Annotated in this window: 15 protein-coding genes; 8 read left to right on the top strand and 7 right to left on the bottom strand. The window is 72.7% G+C overall.

Features of this window, described 5'->3' with window-relative positions; genetic code table 11:
• Nucleotides 1-76: 76 nt before the first annotated feature.
• A complete protein-coding gene (locus FHP29_RS13360; RefSeq protein ID WP_158296564.1) occupies nt 77-1,585 on the bottom strand; it encodes a fibronectin type III domain-containing protein in 1,509 nt (502 codons plus the stop codon).
• A 195-nt stretch (nt 1,586-1,780) separates the two neighbouring features.
• On the opposite strand from FHP29_RS13360, the gene FHP29_RS13355 reads away from it, so the two are divergent.
• Both FHP29_RS13355 and FHP29_RS22035 read left to right on the top strand, forming a co-directional pair.
• A complete protein-coding gene (locus FHP29_RS13355) occupies nt 1,781-3,505 on the top strand; it encodes a DEAD/DEAH box helicase (protein WP_139623383.1) in 1,725 nt (574 codons plus the stop codon).
• Nucleotides 3,506-3,521: 16 nt separating this feature from the next.
• Entirely contained in the window at nt 3,522-4,106 is a 585-nt protein-coding gene (locus FHP29_RS22035; RefSeq protein ID WP_192904018.1) for an aggregation-promoting factor C-terminal-like domain-containing protein, read from the top strand.
• 22 nt (nt 4,107-4,128) lie between these two features.
• On the opposite strand, the gene FHP29_RS13340 is transcribed toward FHP29_RS22035, so the two are convergent.
• Nucleotides 4,129-5,073, bottom strand: a complete 945-nt coding sequence (locus tag FHP29_RS13340) for an NAD(P)/FAD-dependent oxidoreductase (protein WP_139623382.1) — start codon at nt 5,071-5,073, stop codon at nt 4,129-4,131.
• Nucleotides 5,074-5,100: 27 nt separating this feature from the next.
• Between FHP29_RS13340 and FHP29_RS13335 the strand changes: the two genes are divergently transcribed.
• The 6 genes from FHP29_RS13335 to FHP29_RS13310 all read left to right on the top strand — a co-directional run bounded on the left by FHP29_RS13335 (nt 5,101) and on the right by FHP29_RS13310 (nt 14,904).
• Nucleotides 5,101-5,553, top strand: a complete 453-nt coding sequence (locus FHP29_RS13335) for a MerR family transcriptional regulator (protein ID WP_139623381.1) — start codon at nt 5,101-5,103, stop codon at nt 5,551-5,553.
• A 26-nt stretch (nt 5,554-5,579) separates the two neighbouring features.
• Nucleotides 5,580-7,517 carry a penicillin-binding transpeptidase domain-containing protein gene (locus FHP29_RS13330; protein WP_205014095.1) on the top strand — a complete coding sequence of 646 codons (1,938 nt, stop codon included), beginning with the start codon at nt 5,580-5,582 and terminating at the stop codon, nt 7,515-7,517.
• A gap of 747 nt (nt 7,518-8,264) precedes the next feature.
• Nucleotides 8,265-10,496: an ATP-binding protein gene (locus tag FHP29_RS22735; protein WP_139623380.1), complete on the top strand. Its 2,232-nt coding sequence runs from the start codon at nt 8,265-8,267 to the stop codon at nt 10,494-10,496.
• A 43-nt stretch (nt 10,497-10,539) separates the two neighbouring features.
• On the top strand, nt 10,540-11,955 hold the full coding sequence (locus tag FHP29_RS13320) for an FAD-dependent monooxygenase (RefSeq protein WP_139623379.1): 1,416 nt from the start codon (nt 10,540-10,542) through the stop codon (nt 11,953-11,955).
• Entirely contained in the window at nt 11,952-13,418 is a 1,467-nt protein-coding gene (locus tag FHP29_RS13315; protein WP_139623378.1) for an NAD-dependent succinate-semialdehyde dehydrogenase, read from the top strand. Before FHP29_RS13320 ends, FHP29_RS13315 begins: the two co-directional genes overlap by 4 nt.
• 130 nt (nt 13,419-13,548) lie before the next feature.
• Complete coding sequence (locus FHP29_RS13310; protein WP_139623377.1) at nt 13,549-14,904, top strand: MFS transporter; 1,356 nt, start codon at nt 13,549-13,551, stop codon at nt 14,902-14,904.
• Nucleotides 14,905-14,916: 12 nt separating this feature from the next.
• Here FHP29_RS13310 and FHP29_RS13305 read toward each other — a convergent pair whose 3' ends face one another.
• The 5 genes from FHP29_RS13305 to FHP29_RS13285 form a co-directional block, all read right to left on the bottom strand.
• Complete coding sequence (locus FHP29_RS13305; RefSeq protein ID WP_240044497.1) at nt 14,917-16,164, bottom strand: low temperature requirement protein A; 1,248 nt, start codon at nt 16,162-16,164, stop codon at nt 14,917-14,919.
• Between the two features lie 58 nt (nt 16,165-16,222).
• A complete protein-coding gene (locus tag FHP29_RS13300) occupies nt 16,223-16,792 on the bottom strand; it encodes a TIGR03086 family metal-binding protein (RefSeq protein WP_139623376.1) in 570 nt (189 codons plus the stop codon).
• Nucleotides 16,793-16,808: 16 nt separating this feature from the next.
• Entirely contained in the window at nt 16,809-17,807 is a 999-nt protein-coding gene (locus FHP29_RS13295) for a sigma-70 family RNA polymerase sigma factor (RefSeq protein WP_240044496.1), read from the bottom strand.
• A gap of 71 nt (nt 17,808-17,878) precedes the next feature.
• On the bottom strand, nt 17,879-19,462 hold the full coding sequence (locus FHP29_RS13290; RefSeq protein ID WP_139623374.1) for a glycerol-3-phosphate dehydrogenase/oxidase: 1,584 nt from the start codon (nt 19,460-19,462) through the stop codon (nt 17,879-17,881).
• Nucleotides 19,459-20,043, bottom strand: a complete 585-nt coding sequence (locus FHP29_RS13285) for a TetR/AcrR family transcriptional regulator (RefSeq protein ID WP_139623373.1) — start codon at nt 20,041-20,043, stop codon at nt 19,459-19,461. The genes FHP29_RS13290 and FHP29_RS13285 overlap by 4 nt, the downstream gene beginning before the upstream one ends.
• Nucleotides 20,044-20,056 lie beyond the last annotated feature (13 nt).

The raw sequence follows: 20,056 nt of genomic DNA, 5'->3' as shown, positions 1-20,056 counted from the left end.
GCCAGGATCGGTACGCCGGCCGCCCCCGTCCTGGCACCTCGAGGGGCCAGGCCTGGCACCTCGTCCGCCGGAGGGATCAGGGGATGTCGACGGTCACCCGGACGGCGGAGTGGTCGGAGAGCTGTAGGCCGCCGCCGAACGGAGACTCCATCTGCCAACTGGTGACCTTGGAGCCGGGTGAGACGAAGACCCGGTCGACATGCTCCCCCCAGCGCCACGACTGCGGCGGTGGGTTGCGCCAGGCGTTCCACGAGTTGATGAACGGCAGGGAGTTGTAGCGTTCGGCGACGTCGAACGCGTCGTCGTACCCGAAGATGTTGAGGTACTCCCGCGGCGCGTCCGTGCGGCTGTTGCGGGTGGAGTTGAAGTCGCCGGCGACGACGATCGGCAGGCCGATGGTGTTCGGATCGGCGCCGAGGGCCAGCCAGAACGCCTGCATCTGGTTCCAGCGATCCTGATCGGTGGAAGGCGCCCCGGGGTTGATGAGGTGCACGCTGGCGAGAATCAGCTCGCGCCCGGTCACGGTGTCCTTGACGCGCACCCAGCAGCCCCCGTGAGTGTCGGGTGCGAACCTGACGCCGTTGGCGGTGCCGGGGATGATCGAGAACTTGGCCGTCCTCACGAACAAGGTCTGGTTGCGCTGGTTGCCGCCCAGACCGTCGCCGACGATGCACCCACGCTGGTGCCTGGGGAGCGGCTCGAGGTGGTCGTAGGCGAAGTTGGGACCTTCCTGGATCGCGATGGCGTCCGAGTCGATCTCAGTGATGCGCCCCTTGATCAGCGGCTCGCGGCTCGCCCAGCCGTCGCAGACGTTGGCGCAGACGTTCCACGTCATCATGTTCACGTGCACCGGCCCCCCGGCGGCGCGGCTGGTGGGCACGGTGACCTTGCATCCGGCCACCCCCCAGGCCCCGGTGCCGCGGCGCCCGGTCGCCCGCACCTGGAAGCAGTAGGTCCTGCTCGGCTTGAAGCCGCCGACGAGGACGCCCGCCGTAGCCGTTCCGGTCGTCCGCACCGTCACGACCTTCTTCTTCTTGTGCTTCTGGATGTCCTTCTCGCCCGGCGCGTAGGCCAGCTCGTAGGACGTCGCACCCGCCACCTCGTTCCAGCGGAAGCCCAGCGCGATGGTCGCGCCCTGCTGCTGCTGGGCGTCGACCCACACGGGCTGCACCGGACCCAGCTGCGGCGTCGTACGGCAGCGGGTCTTCGACCACTTGCCCTTGCGCTTGCCGTTGTAGGCGCGCACCTTCACGCAGTAGTTCGCGCCCTGGGCGAGCTTCTTGATCGTCTTCGAGGTCTTGCGGGTGCGGTCCGTGTGCGCCTTGCCGCCGGGGACCTTCCACTTGACCTTGTACGACGTCGCCCGGGCCGCGCGCTTCCAGGTCACCTTGAACGACGCCGTGGCGCCGTCGACGCGGGGCTTCTTGAGCTTGACGCCCTTCACCCTCGCCGGCTTGGCGGCGGCGCTGGCGGGCTCGGCGGTGCCGACGACGACGCCGACCGTCAGACCGGAGGTGCACAGCAGGACGGCGATCGCCGCGAGCAGCAGGCGCTGGGCGCGGCGGGGCGTGGGATGGGGCGTCATGGAGTTCTTCCTCGTCGTCCAGAGCTTGAGCGCGGAGATGACCGTATGCCGAAGGAGGAGCGGATGTGGGCGTTCGGGCATTACCGCGTGTCCTTACCAGATCCGGGGCGTTCCAACCCTCCCTGCGCCGTCCGTGACCCAGCGCACCGCGACGAGGATCACGACCTCGGTGCTTGACGGCACTACCCTTGCCGGGTGAGCGATACCGAGGACCAGACCGCCAGCTTCGCCGACCTCGGCCTCGGTGACCGCATCGTCAAGACGATCAAGGACCTCGGCTACGAGTCGCCGTCGGCGATCCAGGCGCAGACCATCCCGCACCTGCTCGCGGGTCGTGACGTGATGGGCCTCGCGCAGACCGGCACGGGCAAGACCGCCGCGTTCGCGCTCCCGATCCTCGATCAGCTCGATCTGTCCCAGAAGACGCCCCAGGCGCTGGTCCTCGCGCCGACCCGCGAGCTCGCGCTCCAGGTGTGCGAGGCGTTCGAGAAGTACGCCGCCAACCTGCGCGGCGTCCACGTGCTGCCCGTCTACGGCGGCCAGGGGTACGGCGTCCAGCTGTCGGCGCTGCGTCGCGGGGTCCACATCGTCGTCGGCACGCCCGGCCGGATCATGGACCACCTCGAGAAGGGCACCCTCGACCTGACCGAGCTGCGCTTCCTCGTCCTCGACGAGGCCGACGAGATGCTCAACATGGGCTTCGCCGAGGACGTCGAGACGATCCTCGCCGACACGCCCAGCGACAAGCAGGTCGCGCTGTTCTCGGCGACGATGCCCAAGCAGATCAAGACGCTGTCGCAGAAGTACCTCAACGACCCGGTCGAGATCGCCATCGAGCGCAAGACGCGGACTGCGGAGAACGTCCGCCAGCGCTACCTCATGGTCAGCTACCCGCAGAAGGTCGACGCGCTGACCCGGATCCTCGAGGTCGAGAACTTCGAGGGCGCGATCGTCTTCGTGCGCACCAAGAACGAGACCGAGACCCTGGCCGAGAAGCTGCGGGCGCGCGGCTACAGCGCCGCCGCCATCAACGGCGACATCGTCCAGGCCCAGCGCGAGCGCACCGTCAACCAGCTCAAGGACGGCAAGCTCGACATCCTCGTCGCCACCGACGTCGCGGCCCGCGGCATCGACGTGCCCCGGATCAGCCACGTCTTCAACTACGACATCCCCACCGACACCGAGGCCTACGTGCACCGGATCGGCCGCACCGGCCGTGCCGGTCGCAGCGGCGACGCGATCTCCTTCATCACCCCGCGCGAGCGCTACCTCCTCAAGCACATCGAGAAGGCCACCCGCTCCACGCTGGAGCAGATGCAGCTGCCGACCGTCGACGCGATCAACGAGTCGCGGCTCAGCCGCTTCGACGACCAGATCACCGCGGCGCTCGAGTCGCCGCGGATCGAGTTCTTCCGCGAGGTCGTCGGCCACTACATCCGCGAGCACGACGTGCCCGAGGTCGACGTCGCCGCCGCGCTCGCCATCGCGATGCAGGGCGACACCCCGCTGCTGCTGGAGCCCGAGCCGGAGCCCGAGCGCCGTCCCCGGTACGACGACCGCGGCGACCGCGGCGAGAAGGGCGGCCGCGCCGACCGGGGCGACCGCGACCGCGGGGACCGCGGTCCACGCGATCGTGCCCCGCGCGGGGGCGGCAACTTCCAGACCTACAAGATCCAGGTCGGCAAGCGGCACCGCGTCGAGCCCCGCCAGATCGTCGGCGCTCTCGCCAACGAGGGCGGCCTCGACCGCCGCGACTTCGGCAAGATCACGATCCGGCCGGACTACTCGATCGTCGAGCTGCCGGCGCGGCTGACCGACGACCAGTGGGAGCGGCTCAAGAACACCCGGATCAGCGGCAAGCTGATCGAGCTCGCCAAGGACTACGGTCCGCCGAACCGCTCCCGCAAGCCGAAGGACTGACCTACCCTCGGATCCCATGGGGGGTCGTGCGTCCGTGCTGTGCGCGGTCGCGCTGCTGCTGACCGGGTGCGGGACGGGCCCTCCGTCGACCGCACCGGACCCGGCCCCCACGGCCCCGTCGCCCACGGCCCCGGCGCCGACCACCTCGAGCCCGGCACCGGCCACGCAGCCGACCGAGGTGGCGCGCTCCGGTGCGCGGGCCGACGTACCGACCATCGAGATCATGAAGCAGCTCGCCCGGCGGGCCGAGCGGATCGCGAAGCGGCTGCCCCCGGTGGTCGTCCCCACCGACGTCGACCCGGCCTCGAACCGCGGACTCGGCTACCGCGAGATGATCGAGTTCGGGTTCCCGCGCGACCAGTGGGCCTATCTCGACGCGCTGTGGCAGCGCGAGTCCGGCTGGAGCCATCTCGCCGAGAACCCCAGCTCCGGCGCCTACGGCATCCCGCAGTCCCTGCCCGCCACCAAGATGGCGGTCGTCGGCAGCGACTGGCGCACCAACCCGCAGACCCAGATCCGCTGGGGCCTGGCCTATATCGCCGCCCGCTACGGCAGCGCGCAGAAGGCGTGGGAGCACTCCCAGCGCACCGGCTGGTATTGAGCCCATTGCGATAGTCCCGGGGTCAGGCGATCCGGGCCAGCGCCGCGTCCTGGACGCACGCGGCGGCGGCCATCAGACCGGCCGAGGCGGCGGTGAGCACCGACGCCATCGGCATCGGCAGGCCGGGGCCCTGGGCGAGGTCGCCCGCGGCGTAGACGCCGGGGACGCTGGTCCGGCCGAACGCGTCGACCACGACCGCGCCCATCTCGGACATCTCCAGGCCCAGCTGCTGCGCGAACGGTGCCGCCTGCTGCCACTCCGTCTTCACCAGCAGACCGCCGAGCGCCAGCTCCTCGCCGCTCGCCAATGCGACGACCAGGCCGTCGCCCTCCTCGCGTACGGCGACGACGGGCTCCCGCACGATCGTGGCGCCGGTCCGGGCCAGGCCCGCGGCGGTCGCCTCGTCGAGGTCCGCCCCGTGGGTGAGGACGACCCGGTCGGCGGCGATCGGCTGGAGCATCGAGGCCATGGCGGCGACGTGGGGCGCGGCGCCGAGGATGCCGACCCGGGTTCCGGCGTACTCGTGGCCGTGGCAGAACGGGCAGTGCGCGACCAGGTCGCCGAAGCTCTCCGCGATCCCGGGGATGTCGGGCAGGGTGTCGCGCACGCCGGTCGCCAGGAGCACCCGGCGTGCGCGCACGGCGGGCTCCGCGTCGACCTCGAGGACGAAGGCGCCGAGCTCGCCGGTGACGCGCGTGACGCCCGCCCCGACGCAGTCGAGGAAGCGCACGTCGTCGTACGCCTCGGCGTCCTTGCGCGCCGCCAGGCGCAGCTCGGCCGGCGGCGCGCCGTCGTGGCCGAGGAAGTTGTGCATGTGGCCCGTCGGGTCGTTGCGGTAGCGGTCGGTGCTGATGACGACCGTCGAGCGGTGCATCCGGCCGAGGGTCTGGGCGGCCTGGAGGCCGGCCGATCCGGCGCCGATCACGGCCACGTCGTAGAGGTGCTCGTCGAGCGGTGAGTTGATCATGAACCCAGGTTGTGACTTCATGTGGACATGAAGTCAAGTGCCCAGGACATCCGATGGTCCGTCGGCGAGCTCGCAGCACGCTTCGAGCTCCAGACCCATGTGCTGCGGCACTGGGAGGACAAGGGCCTGCTGCACCCGGCGCGGGACTCGGCGGGGCGCCGGGTCTACTCCGAGGACGACGCCTATCGGGTGGCCGCGATCCTCGCGAGCAAGGCCTCCGGGATGAGCCTGGAGCAGATCCGCACGCTCGTCGACGCCTCGGTGGAGGGTCGTCGGGAGGCGCTGCGGGCCCATCTCGAGGAGCTCGACCGGCGGCAGACCGAGCTCGAGCGGTCCCGGCACATGACCCGGCACGCGCTCGAGTGCCGCGCCCACGACATCACCACCTGCCCGGGCTTCCAGGCACACGTCAGCGACATCGTGGACGGCACGACGCGGGGGATCCGGTTCCTCGACGGCCACCGCGACGCCGGAGGCTGACGGACCCGGCTGGTAGAACCTTCACCATGCGGCGGACCTCGGCAGCCCTCACCTCGCTCCTCGTGCTCGCGGCCGCGCTGAGCGCGTGCTCCGGCGACGACACCGACGGTGCCGAGGCCGTGGCCGAGCAGCTGGCCGGGGCGCTGGTCGCGGCCGCCACCCCGCCGGCCGGTGACGCGAGCCAGGCCGCCGACCCGCTCGCCTCCGTCCCCTTCACGGGCACGGACTCCGCCGCGGTCAGCAAGGCGTACGCCACGATCGTCGACGACATGGACGGCGTCGTCCCCACGGTCACGGTCGGGAAGGTCGACGCGTCGGCCGAGAAGCCCACCGCGACGCTGCGCTGGTCCTGGCCGATCGTCGACGACACCGACCCCTGGGCCTACGAGACCACCGTCGCGCTCCGCCACCAGGGCGACAAGTGGTCGGTGGCCTGGGCGCCCGACGTCGTCGCTCCCGAGCTGGCCGTCGGCGAGACCCTCGACGCGGTCACCCAGCCGACCGACCGCGGCGACATCACCGGCGCCGGCGGCACCGTCCTGGTGACCGAGCGCGCCGTCGTCCGCGTCGGCATCGACCGCGCCAAGGTCGACGCAGCGAAGGCCGCCTCCTCGGCGCGAGCCCTGGCCGCTCTGGTCGACATCGAGCCGAAGCCCTACGTGAAGGCGGTGAAGGCCGCCGGCCCCCGCGCCTTCGTCGAGGCGATCACCCTGCGCGCGGGCGAGGAGCCGGCGGGCTTCGCCGACGCGCTGGGCGCCATCGAGGGCGCCCTCACCGTCGACGGCGAGCTCGCCCTCGCCCCGAGCCGCGACTTCGCCGCGCCCATCCTCGGCCGCGTCGGCCCGGTGACCGCCGAGATGGTGGAGAAGGACCCGGAGAAGTACCGCAGCGGCGACGTCGCCGGCGTCTCCGGCCTCCAGGCGCGGTACGACGACCAGCTGCGCGGCACCGTCGGCCGCGTCGTCCACGCCGTCCCCAGCCCGGACACCGACGACCCGGCCGCCGAGCCCCGCGAGCTCTACCGCCACGACGCCACGCCCGGCCGACCCCTGGCGATCACGCTGGACGAGCGCCTCCAGCGGCTCGCCGAGCAGATCCTCACCAAGTCCGGACCGGCCGCCGCTCTCGTCGCGCTCCGCCCGAGTGACGGCGCCGTCCTCGCGGCCGCCAACAACGCCGGGACCGGCGGGCAGAACCACGCCACGTTCGGCCAGTTCGCGCCGGGCTCGACGTTCAAGATCGTCACCTCCCTGGCGCTGCTGCGCGCCGGCCTCACGCCCGACACCCCGGTCGAGTGCACGCCGACCCTGAGCGTCGACGGCAAGCAGTTCAAGAACTACTCCGACTATCCCGCGGGCGCCCTCGGCACGATCCCGCTGCGCGAGGCCGTCGCCCAGTCCTGCAACACCGCCCTCATCGGCCAGCGCGACACCCTCGCCAAGGGCGACCTGGCCGCGGCGGCCGCCACGCTCGGCCTCGGCGTGGACCACGACCTCGGCTTCCCGGCGTACTTCGGCGCCGTCCCCGAGCCCGCCAGCGACACGGAGGCCGCGGCGTCCCTCATCGGCCAGGGCAAGGTGCTCGCCTCGCCGATGGCGATGGCCGCCGTGATCGCCAGCGTGCAGGCCGGCACGACCGTCGTCCCCCGCCTCGTCGAGCAGGTCGACACCGAGGCCCCCGCCGAGGCCAAGCCGCTGGCCCCGGCCGAGGCCGACCAGCTGCGCGCGATCCTCCGCCAGGTCGTCACCGACGGCAGCGGCCGCGGCCTGGCCGACGTGCCCGGTGCACCGGTCCTCGCCAAGACCGGAACCGCCGAGTACGCCGACGGCGGCGCGATCCGCACCCACGCCTGGATGGTGGCCGCCCACGGCGACCTCGCCGTCGCCGTCTTCGTGCAGACCGGAGAGTCCGGCTCGCAGACCGCCGGCCCCCTCATCGAGGAGTTCCTGCGCGGAGCCGGATGAGCGCAGTCGGGACCAAGGTCCCGACCCCGCCGGATTTTCCTCACCAGAGCCTTGCCCCCTGTCCTCGGCGCGCTAGGCTGGCACCAGTCGTACTTCGGAGGGAGCACCGCAAGCTACGACAGAGCCCCCGTCGAGCCGACCCCATGCGGCGCCGGGGGCTCGCTCCCTTTTTGGGCCGAGCGTGTCGCCAGTCGAAGGCTGCGCGCAGGCGCTCGCTGCGCTCGGCCCGCGCTTGCCTCCGACGCGGCTTCGCCGCGGGGCGACACGCTGCCGGCCGCGCGGTTGTCTTGCGTAGGTCCTGCCTCCGCCTGGCGGCAGGCGTTGGGGTCGCGCTCGAGTCGCGTAGGTCCTGCCTCCGTCTGGCGGCAAGACATTGCGCTGTGGTCCTGGGGCCGAGCGGTCGTCTTGCGTAGGTCCTGCCTCCGCCGGGCGGCAGGCGTTGGGGTCGCGCTCGAGTGGCGTAGGTCCTGCCTCCGTCTGGCGGCAAGACACTGCGCTGTGGTCCGGCGGCCGCGCGGTTGTCTTGCGTACGTCCTGCCTCCGCCTGGCGGCAAGACGTTGCGCTGTGGTCTTGGGGCCGAGCGGTCGTCTCGCGTAGGTCCTGCCTCCGTCTGGCGGCAAGACATTGCGCTGTGGTCCTGGGGCCGAGCGGTCGTCTTGCGTAGGTCCTGCCTCCGCCTGGCGGCAAGACGCTTGCTCGGGGCCGAGCGTGGCCCCGCCGGGCGGGGCGGGTGCGACCATGAGGGGGTGCTGCCGCAGCCACCGACGAGCTTCGTCGGCCGGGAGGTGGAGTTGGCCCAGGGGCAGGGCCTGCTCGCCGCCACCCGTCTGCTCACGATCACCGGGCCCGGGGGAGCGGGCAAGACGCGGCTGGCGATCGAGCTGGCACGGCGGGCAGCCGCGGACCTCGGGTGCGAGGCGGTCTTCGTGCCCCTCGCGGCGGTGCGGGATCCGGCGCTGGTCCCGATCGAGGTCGCGGGTGCGCTCGACCTGCAGGACGCGCGCGGCACGGCGCTGCTGGACCATCTGTCGGCGAACCTGGCCGGCCGCGAGCTGATCCTGGTCCTCGACAACCTGGAGCACCTGCTCGACGCCGGCCGATTCGTCGCCGACCTCCTCGCCGCGACGGGCGCGGTCCGGGTGGTCGCGACGAGCCGCGGCCCGCTGCATGTGTCCGGGGAGCAGGAGCTCCCGGCGCCGCCGTTGTCGGAGGCCGTCGAGCTGTTCGTCGCGCGGGCGCGCGCATCGGTGCCCGGGTTCGCCGCGACCGACGCGAACGCGGAGACGCTCGAGCGGATCGCCGAGCGTCTCGGCGGTCTCCCGCTCGCGATCGAGCTGGCGGCCGCCCGGATCAGGGTCCTCCCGCCGCAAGCGATCCTCGAACGCCTCGACGCCTCCCTCGCCCTGCTCGTGGGCGGACACCGGGACTCACCCGACCGGCAACGGACCCTGCGCGCCACGATCGCGTGGAGTCACGATCTGCTGAGCGAGCCGGCGCGCCAGCTGCTCGCGGCGTGCTCGGTCTTCCGGGGCGGGATCGACCTGCACGTCCTCGAGGAGGTGTTCGGAGCCACGGGATCGGTCGGCGCGTTCCTCGACGCGGTCACCGAGCTCGTCGACCAGAGTCTGCTGCGCAGGTCGCATCCGGACGATCGGCCCAGGTTCGAGATGCTGGAGACCGTTCGTGAGTACGCCGCCGACCTGATCGCGCGCCAGCCCTGGCAACAGCGGGCACGCGACGCGCACGCCTCGGCCTACTCGCAGCGCGTCGAGAACGCGCCCCGGCCACCGGCCGCCCCCGATCGCGAAGGTCTCGACCTCCTCGAGCTCGAGCACGACAACCTCCGTGCGGCCCTCGACCATCTGGCGGTCACCGACCCGGAGGCCGCGCTGCGGACGGCGAACCGGCTCACCGGGTTCTGGTCCATCCGGGGCTACTTCTCGGAGGGGAGGCTCCGCCTGCGCCGGCTGCGCGAACCGGTGCCCGAGCACGACGTCGCGCGGCTCGACGCCCTCGTCGGCGAGGCCTGGCTGGCGACCGACCAGGGAGACAGCAGCGCCGCGCTGCCGTTGCTGGAGGAGGCGGTGCGGGGCGCGCGTGCGAAGGGCGACCGAGTGCGCGAGGCCGAGGCACTGCTGTGCCGGGGCCGGATCCGGGGCATCGCCGGCGAGCCCGGCTTCAGAGACGACGTCGCAGCCTCGCTCGCCCTGCACGAGGCGACCGGTGATCCCGTGGGGATGGCCGGTGCGCTGTGGCTGGCGGGGGCTGCCGCGCACTTCCACGGCGACCGGGAGCTGGCCAGGCAGCGTCTGGAACGCAGCGTCGCCCTGAGCGCGGAGGCCGAGGTGCCCGTGATCGGCGCCCGCGCCCTGCAGTTGCTGGGCATCGTCCGACTCGACTGCGGAGACCCGGACGGCGCCGCGGAGGCCTTCGCGCAGGCCGTCCCCGAGGTCCTCGCGCTCGGCGACCGGTTCGCCGTGCCGATCGGCCTGAGCGGCCTGGCCGGACTCGCGGCCCGCCGGGGACGGCCGCGCGCGGCGCTCCGGCTGGCCGGCGCCGCTGCCGCGTTCGAGCAGACGAACCAGACCAGCAGGCCGCAGTTCATGCACCTCCTGTTGGACGGCTGGCTCGCTCCGGCCGTCGACGAGGTCGCGGGAGCGGCGGCGCGGCTCCATGAGGAAGGGCGTGACCTGCCCCTCCACGAGGCCCTCGCCGCCGGACTGGATCCGCGGTCCGAGGATCCCTGGCGAGGGGAAGCGGCGTCGGCCCTGACGGCGCGGGAGCGGGAGATCGCGACGCTGGTGGCCCAAGGGCTCTCGAACCGGGCGATCGCCGAGCGGCTCGTGCTGTCGGTCCGCACGGTGGAGACCCATGTCGGACGCGTGCTCGGCAAGCTCGGCGTCGACACCCGCGGTCAACTCACCGCCTGGGCCTACGAGACGGGCCTGATGTCCGACGTACGTGGTGAGGTGACGTAGTTCCACCGATGTCGGGCTCCTCCGGCAGGCGGACCCTGAACGCATGAGCATCCCAGATTGCGACGTCCTGGTCGTCGGAGCCGGACCGACCGGCCTGACCCTCGCCCTGCAGCTCCTGTCCCGCGGCGTGCGGACCCGCATCGTGGACCAGGATCCGGGGTCTCCGAAGATGAGCCGGGCCATCGGCCTCCAGCCGCGGACGCTGGAGACGCTCGACATGATGGGGATCGCCGATCGGCTCGTGGAGATCGGCCACCGCACGCTCCGGACCTCCGTGTACGTCGGCGGGCGGCGGCGGCTCGGCATCGACATGACGGCGGCCGACTCCGCGTACCGGTTCATCCTGCACCTGCCCCAGAACCGCACCGAGGAGGTGCTGCGGACCCGCCTCGCGGAGCTCGGCGGCGAGGTCGAGCGGGGTGTCGAGCTGGTCGACCTCGTCCAGCACGGCGACGAGGTCACCGCGGCGCTGCGCGATGTCCGGGGCCACGAGAGCCGGACGTCGGCGTCGTACCTCGTCGGTTGCGACGGCGCCCACAGCCGGGTGCGTCAGCTGCTGGCGGTGCCGTTCGAGGGAGCGCCCTATCCCTTCGAGTGGCTGCTCGCCGACGCAGAGCTCGACGGTGTCGCGAGCGACGACGAGGTGCACGTCTACTGGGGTTCGGCCGCGCAGCCTCTGGCCCTGATCCCGATCGACGGCCGCCTCTGGCGGGTGTCCGCGCCCGTGCGTGCCGATCGTGACGGCGCTGCCCCCACGCTCGAGGAGATCCAGGAGCTGGTCGACACGCGCGGACCGGGCGGCATCGTCGTGCGCTCTCCGGAGACCCTGACCTGCTTCCGCTGCCAGATCCGGTCGACCGGGACCTATCGCGTCGACCGCGTCCTCCTGGCCGGCGACGCCGCCCACATCCATGCCCCGACCGGTGCGCAGGGCATGAACCTCGGCATCAACGACGCCGCCAACCTGGGGTGGAAGCTCGCCGACGTCGTCACCGCGAGGGCGCCGGGCGCGCTCCTCGACAGCTACGGCGCCGAGCGTCGCCCGGCCGCCCAGCAGGTCATGGCGATGACCGACGGCATGGTGCGGTTCATCCTCGACCCGTCGCCCGTCAGGCGGGCCCTGCGCCGGGCGATCATGCCTGCGCTACGGACCCCCCTCATGCAGCGGCGCCTGGCCGACCGGATGGCACAGCTCGCGATCGCCTACCCCGACAGTCCGCTCTCCCGCCCGGGGCGGGTGCGTGGCGTGCCGCGCCCCGGCGCCCGGATGCCGAACATCAGGCTCCACGACGGGCGGACGCTGCACGAGGCGCTCCGCGCCGGTCTGCCCGTCCTCGCCGGCCCCGCGGACGGCCTGCCGGCGTCGGTGCTGGTCCGCCCGGACGGCTACGTCGCCGCCGTCGGACCGCAGGCCGAGGGGCTGACGCAGCAGACCCGCAGTGCCAGAGTGGGCACATGACCTTCCGCGACCGTCTCGCCCACCTGCTTCCCGAGTCGCGCCGCCAGCTGTACGTCGGGGGCGAGTGGGTCCCTTCGAGCAGCGGCGCGCGGATCGACGTCCTCGACCCAGCCGACGGGTCGGTCCTGACCGACGTCTCGGACGGCACCCTCGACGACGCCCGCTCCGCGCTGGACGCCGCGGCGGGCGCCCAGGCGGCGTGGGCGACGACCGCGCCCCGCGAGCGGGGGGAGATCCTGCGCCGCGGGTTCGAGCTCGTGGTCGAGCACGCCGACGACCTCGCCCTGGTGATGAGCCTGGAGATGGGCAAGCCGATCGCCGAGGCCAAGGGCGAGGTGACCTACGGCGCGGAGTTCCTGCGCTGGTTCTCCGAGGAGGCGGTGCGCATCCACGGCCGCTGGATGCACAACCCGGCCGGCGGCAGCCGGCTGCTCACGGTGCGCAAGCCGGTCGGGCCGTGCCTGTTCATCACCCCGTGGAACTTCCCCCTCGCGATGGGCACCCGCAAGATCGGCCCGGCCGTGGCGGCCGGCTGCACGATGGTGATCAAGCCCGCCTCCCAGACCCCGCTCACCATGCTCCTGCTCGCGGCGCTGCTGGCCGAGGCCGGCCTGCCCGCCGGGGTGCTCAACGTCGTGACGACCTCCGACTCCGGCGGCCTGAGCAGGACCCTGCAGGCCGACCCGCGGCTGCGGAAGGTGAGCTTCACCGGCTCGACCGGCGTGGGCAAGTCGCTCGTCGAGCAGTCCGCGGGCCAGTTGCAGCGGATGTCGATGGAGCTCGGCGGCAACGCGCCCTTCCTCGTCTTCGCCGACGCCGACCTCGAGGCGGCCGTCGACGGCGCGATGATCGCGAAGATGCGCAACATGGGCGAGGCGTGCACCTCGGCCAACCGGTTCATCGTGGAGGCCTCGGTCGCCGAGGAGTTCGGCGGCAGGCTCGCCGAGCGGATGAGTGGCCTGCGGGTCGGCCGGGGCCAGGACGTCGGCGTCCAGGTCGGGCCGCTGATCGACGCGAAGGCCGTCACGTCGGTCGCCGCCCTCGTCGACGACGCCGTCGACCGGGGAGCCCGCCTGCTCACAGGCGGCCGCACCCCGGAGGGCGAGGGCTTCTTCTACCCGCCGACCGTGCTGGTCGACGTCCCCGCCGACGCCGACGCGGTCCGCAACGAGATCTTCGGCCCGGTCGCCCCGATCACCACCTTCACCGAGGAGGACGAGGCGATCCGGCTGGCCAACTCCACGGAGTACGGCCTCGCCGCCTACGCCTTCACCCGCGACCTGGCCCGCACGATCCGCCTGGCCGAGCGGCTCGAGACTGGCATGCTCGGCATCAACACCGGGCTGGTCTCCAACCCGGCCGCGCCGTTCGGTGGCGTGAAGGCGAGCGGGTTCGGCCGCGAGGGCGGGTTCGAGGGCATCGAGGAGTACCTCGACACGACGTACGTCGCGCTGCCGGCCTGACTCGAGCATCGGCGGGCGCGGGGTTGACCTCGACCTCGGTTGAGGTTGTCTGATGAGGAGTCGGTGGGCCCGGCACCGATGAATTCGGTGGCCGATGTCGGTCCTCACAGGCACACTTCGAAGGACCGCGATGACCGATCAGCTGACTGCCTCCACCCCCCTGCCCGAGCCCGGACCGCCGACGCCGGCCGGGAGGCGTCTCCCGCGCGCGCTCACGCCGTTCCGGCACGCCTCCTACCGCCGCCTCGGCACGGCGCTGGTGCTGCAGACGTTCGCCAGCGGCGTGTGGGTGGTCGCGCTGGTGTGGGAGGTCATCCGGATCGGCGGCGGCCCCGGCCAGCTCTCCGTCGTGTCGACGGCAGGTGCGGTCGGCGTGGTGCTCCCGGCGCTGCTCGGCGGGGTCGTGGCGGACCGGATCCCGCAGAAGCTGATCCTGCTCGTCGTCGCGGCCGTCGAGCTGGCCGGGATGACGATGGTCGCGCTGCTGTCGTGGGCGGACCTGACCCAGCTGTGGCACCTCGCGGCCGTCTCGTTCGTGACCGGCATGGCGATGGCCTTCTACTACCCGGCGTACTCCGCCTGGCTGCCGGCGCTGGTCCCCGAGTCGGACCTGATGGCGGTCAACGGCTTCGAGGGGATGGTCCGCCCGACGGTGGGCCAGGCGATCGGCCCGGGCGTGGCCGGGGTGGTGGTCGGCGCCGTGTCCGCCTCTGCAGCGCTGGGCGTCGCGGCGACCTTCAGCCTGCTCGGGCTGCTCGCCCTGTCCACCGTCCCGCTGACCGCCGTACGACGGGAGATCGCGCCGGAGGACCCGGAGACCAGCCCGGCGGGCGCCGTGATGACCGCGCTCGCCGACATCCGCGAGGGCTTCGTCTACATGATGCGGACGCCGTGGCTGCTGGCCACGCTGCTCTTCGCCTCGATCATGGTCCTGGTGCTGATGGGTCCGCTGGAGGTGCTGATCCCGTTCCTCATCAAGGACAAGCTCGGTGGCGGTCCGGGCGACCACGCCGTCGTGCTGGCGTGCTTCGGCATCGGCGGCGCGGTCGGCTCCCTCGCGATGGCCTCGATCCGGATGCCCCGGCGCTACCTCACCTGGATGAACCTGATGTGGGGTCTGGGCTGCCTGCCGTTCCTGGTCATCGGGTTCGCGCAGGACGTGTGGGTGATCGCGGTCTCCTCGTTCGTGATCGGTGGGTTCTTCTCGGCGCCGATGGTGATCTGGGGGACGCTCCTGCAGCGGCGGGTGCCCCCGCACCTGCTGGGCCGGGTCGCCTCCCTGGACTTCTTCGTCTCGATCAGCCTGATGCCGGTCTCGATGGCGATCGCCGGCCCGGTGGCCGAGCTGATCGGCCTCGAGGCGACGTTCGCGATCGCGGCGATCGTGCCCGGGGTGGCGGCGATCGTCGCCGTGGCGTGGGCCAGGCTGCCTGCCGACGAGCTGGCGCACCCGCTGCGCGACGAGGAGCCGGCCGCCGCCGAGTGATTCACCCGTGCATCAGTCGCGCAGGCTCTCGAGCACCTCGATGTTGTGCTTGTAGGCGACCGTCTCGTAGCCGAGCACCGTGACCCACGGCGTGAGTGACAGCACGAGCAGGCACCAGACCAGGTCGACGTCGGCCGAGGCCATCAGCACCGGGAGGACGAGGGTGATCGCCGAGATCGCCAGCAGCACCGCGTGGAAGGCGTCGAAGGTGCGGGTGAGGACCGTGTAGCCGGCGTAGAACATCACCGTGAAGGCGGCGACCGGGACGACCACCGTGAGCACCGTCGCGGTCAGGCCCAGATGGGTCGCGTGCTCGAGGTAGTACGCCGCGACGTGCAGGCCGGCGCCGATGGCCACGATGGCGCCGAAGATCGGCATGTGGCCGTAGCCGAAGGCGAACGACCGCTCACGGCGGGCGTGCAGGATGTCGCCGGTCGGCACCGCGAAGTAGCACCACCAGATCCCGAACGTCAGCGCCGTGCCCGCGAGCGCCAGCAGGGTCGCGTTCCACGTCAGCCCGTCCTCGGACAGCGCGGTGATCGAGACCATCGTGCCGATCATCCCCTCGCCCAGCGCGATGATGACCATCAGGCTGTAGCGCTCGGCGATGTGGTGGGCGTGCCAGGGCGTCCCGCCGCGGCGCTTCTCGGCGTACGCCGGCCCGCCGATCTCGACGAGGAACGGGATCGCCATCAGGACGAACGTCGTCGCCACGGGCAGGTCCACCAGGGCGAGCACGCACCACAGCACCTGGGCGACGAGGATGGAGACGATGTAGGTCCGGCAGGCGCCGCGACGCGATTCGTCGTGCTGGCCGGCGCGCCACCACTGGAAGACCATCGCGACGCGCATCACGACGTACCCCCAGACCATGACGTCGTTGTCGAGGGTGTCGCCGTCGTGCACCGACTTGAACATCGCGTGCAGGCCGAGCGCGAACACCAGCACGCCGACCATCTGCAGCATCGTGGTGAGCCGGTAGATCCAGTCGTCGGTGTCGTACGCCGAGGCGAACCAGGTGAAGTTGATCCACGCCCAGCTGATACCGAAGGTCGCGAAGCAGAAGGCGATCACCCCGGCGCCGACGTGGTCCTCCGCCAGCGCGTGCGCGAGCTCGTTGGCCGCCGTGCCGAAGGCGACGACGAAGGTCAGGTCGAAGAGCAGCTCCAAGGGCGTCGAGGCTCGGTGACCCTCGTGCGGGTCGCGGCCGAGCATGCGTCGGCTGTGGTGGCGGACGTTCGGGACGGAGCTCTCGGACATGCGCCGCAGTCTAGGGAGGTCGCCGATCCCGGGCCGAAGGCCGGCGTGCGCCGCGTCCTCAGGCCCTGCGGCCCAGCAGCGCCAGCACATGCGCCCCGGCGGGCGCCTCGACGTCGACGGGCAGCGGCGGCGCGAACCGATCGTCGCCCGCGAGCGCGATCTGCAGGGCGGTCGGGAGGAGGGCGGCGGCCAGCGGCTCGGGGAGCGGGATCCCTCGCCCGGTCGCCCGGCCGACGTCCCACCCGTGCACCGCGATCTCGAGGGCCGCGATCCGGGCGATCGCGTCGACGGGCAGCGGATGGCCGGCGACGTCGACCGTCGGCCGGTCGGCGCGCAGCCAGGCGGTGAGCAGGGTGCAGGCCTTGTGCTGGAGGGACTGCACGCGTACGTCGACCGGGGTGGGGGCGGCGCTGCTCAACCCGACGCTCCCGTCGGCCGCCTCGGCGAAGGCGTCGAGGGCGTCCTCCATGTGCGCCAGGAGGTCGGCGAGGCTCCAACCGGCGCACGGGGTCGGGCGCTCGACGTCGGCGCGGGTGATCGTGGCGAGGGCGCCGCGGGTGTAGTCGAGCGCGCGCTGCAGCAGGTCGAGGCCCGCGACCAGCCCGTCCGGCGGGGTGCTGACGGACATCGCAGTCACCCCGGGCTCAGGCCGGCACGTAGTCGGCGGGCAGGCGCTCCGGCAGCCCGAACCGCGCGAACAGTCGCGCGTCGAAGAACGCCGTGACGTGCTCGACCCTCAGGTCCTCGCCCGCCCCGGTCAGCTGCAGGACCTGGAGGTGGAAGGGCTCGAAGTGGCCGTCGGGCTGGCGCATGTAGAGACCGAAGGCGGGCTGGCCGTTGGCCACCGTCTCGATCATCGGCATGTCGTTGCAGCCGCCGGGACACTTCGTGCCGACCAGCTCGCCGATCGCGTCGGCCCCCCGGAAGTGGTTGACGAACGGCGGCATGTCCCAGGTGGCGTCGTACTTGAGGAGCTGGACGATCTGGTCGATGTCCTTGCGCCAGAACGCCTGCAGGTAGGCGTCGAGCAGGCTGCGCTGGGCCGAGTCCAGGTCGGGCTCGACGGTGTCGGGCGACAGGCCGCGCTCGGCGAGCTGGGCGTGGGCGCGCTGGAGCGCGGAGTTCACGGCCGCGGTCGTCGTGTCGAGCGCCGTCGCGGTCTCGGCGGCCGACCAGCGCAGCACGTCGCGCAGGATCAGCACCGCGCGCTGGCGCGCCGGGAGGTGCTGTAGCGCGGCGACGAACGCGAGCCGGATCGTGTCGCGCTCGGCGACCTGGACCGCCGCGTCCGGGATCGGCTCGAGCCACGGGACCTCGTGGTCCTCGAACAGCTCGTCGGACGGCGCGGAGTCCGCCGTGCCGAGGCCGGTCGGGAGCGGCCGGCGCGGCTTGCTCTCCAGGTTGGTCAGGCACACATTGGTGGCGATCTTGTAGAGCCAGGTCCGGACCGAGCTGCGTCCCTGGAAGCTCGCCGACGCCTTCCACGCCCGCAGGAAGGTCTCCTGCACGAGGTCCTCGGCCTCGTGCACCGACCCGCTCATCCGGTAGCAGTGCGCCATCAGCTCGCGCTGGTAGCGCCCCGTGAGGGTGTCGAAGTCCGCGAGCTCGTCGCTCCCCGGCCCCGCCGTCTCGATCTCGGTCACCGTGATTCCCATCGCTACCCCCGTGGTCTCGCCAGTCTGCCTGATGGGTCGACCGGGGGCGACCGGGAAACTCATCGGTCCGAGCCGACGACCTCCAGCACCCGCTCCGCGGCGGGTACGGCGAGGGCCCGGTCGGCGGGCACCAACCCGATCCGGGTACGACGATCGAGCAGGTCGGCGACGTCGGCGGCGCCCTCGTGGGTGACACCGAAGAACAGCTCGGCCCACACCGTGGTCAGCCCCTCCGCGATGGGGGCGAGCAGGTCGGCCTCGGCCCAGCCGCTGGCCTCGACGGCGGCGGTGAGCACGAGGTCGGCGTCGGCGCCGTACCGTCGCACCAGGCGGGCCGCGCCCGCGTGGCCGGCGGTGGCGATGCGCTCCGCGAGCTCCGCTCGGGGGGCGGCTCCGGCCAGCGGGAGGGAGGCGGTCACGCACGGGCCGGCACTCAGCTCGGCGGCGGCGACGGCCGCGTCGACGGCGTCCTGCGCCATCCGGCGGTAGGTCGTCAGCTTGCCGCCGACGATGGTGACGACCCCGGACGGGCTGGTCAGCACGGCGTGCTTGCGGGAGATGTCGGCGGTCGACTCGCCCCCGCTGTCGAGCAGCGGGCGCAGGCCGGCGAAGGCGCCGACCACGTCGGATCGGCGCAGCGGTCGCGCGAAGGACGCGGACACGACGTCGAGCAGGAAGCCGATCTCGACCTCCGTCGGCTCGGCGACGTCGGGGATCGGGCCGTCGACGGGCTCGTCGGTCAGGCCGACGTAGAACTGGCCGTCGGGCTGCGGGAGGACGAGCACGAACCGGTTGGTCTCGCCGGGGATCGGCGCGAAGACGGCGACGTCGAGGCCGGGCAGGGTGTCGGCGCGCAGGACCAGGTGGGTGCCGCGGGAGGGGCGCAGGCGCACGTCGTCGACGAGATCGCCCGCCCAGACGCCGGCCGCGTTGATGACGGTGCGCGAGGTGACGGTCGTCGTGGCGCCGGTCAGCTCGTCGCGGAGGGTGGTCTCGAGGCTCGGCGCCGGGGCGCCCGGCACCTCCGCCGGGGTCGTCGAGATCACCCGGGCGTGGGTGCGCACGTGCGCGCCACCCTCGGCCGCGGTCCGCGCGATGGTCGTGACGAGGCGGGCGTCGTCCTCGAGCTGGCCGTCCCAGCCGAGATAGGCGCCGCGCAGGCCGTCGGTGCGCAGCGGCGGGGCGAGGCGGCGGGTCTCGGCGGCGGAGAGCCGGCGGGGTCGGGGGAGGGGGTCGCCGCTGGTGCCGGCGGCGCGGCGGAGCAGGTCGCCGCCGAGGAAGCCGGCGCCGGCGAGGGTGCCCATAGGTCGGCTGACGCCGGCCGACAGCGGGATGATCGAGGGCAGCGGCCGGGTGAGGTGCGGGGCGGTGACCTCCATCAGGATGCCCCGTTCGACGGCGCTCTCGTGCGCGACGCCGATCTGGCCGTTGGCCAGGTAGCGCAGCCCGCCGTGGACCAGCTTGGACGAGAAGCGCGAGGTGCCGAAGGCGAGATCGTGGGCGTCCACCGCGAGGACGGAGAGCCCGCGGGAGGCGGCGTCGAGGGCGACGCCGGCGCCGGTGACGCCGAGGCCGATCACGACGACGTCGACGTCGGTGGGCGCGCCGGCGAGGCCGGCGGTGATCCTGCGGGGAGAGGTCATGGGGTCAGACTCCGGACGATGAGGTGGTGGAGCTCGGCGTCGAGCGTCGCCGCGTCGAGCGCGTCGTCGAGCATGGTGTGGGCGGAGAGGACGAAGCCGTGCGCGGCGAGCACGAGGGCACGGGCGATCGCGACCGGGTCGCCGGAGCGGATCGTGCCCGCCCGTCCGCCCTCGGCGACGGCGGCGGCGAGGACGCCGATGATCAACTCCTGCGAGCGGCCGCGGCGGGCGAGCAGGTAGGGGAGGATCAGCTCGGGGTCGAGCTCGACGATCCGGGTGAACAGCTCGTTCTCGCGCAACGCGCCGACGGTCGCGACGACGGCGTCGGCGATCGCGCCCGGAGCGGGCGAGGAGGCCACATCGACGCCCGACGCGACGAGCTCGCCCCACTCCCGGGTCATCAGATCGCCCAGCAGGGCGGGCATGTCGGACCACGCGCGGTAGATCGTCATCCGCGAGACGCCGGCACGGCGGGCGACCTCGGTGAGCGTCGTACGCCGCCAGCCCACGTCGAGGATGCACTCGCGCGCCGCGTCGAGGTAGATGTCTCGCGGATCACTGTTGTGACGATGTGACGTCATGTGTAACACTGTA

The sequence above is a fragment of the Nocardioides albidus genome (assembly GCF_006335005.1).
GTDB lineage: Bacteria > Actinomycetota > Actinomycetes > Propionibacteriales > Nocardioidaceae > Nocardioides > Nocardioides albidus.
Note: the sequence above shows the minus strand (reverse complement) of the source record. Positions and strands in the feature narration are given on the sequence as shown.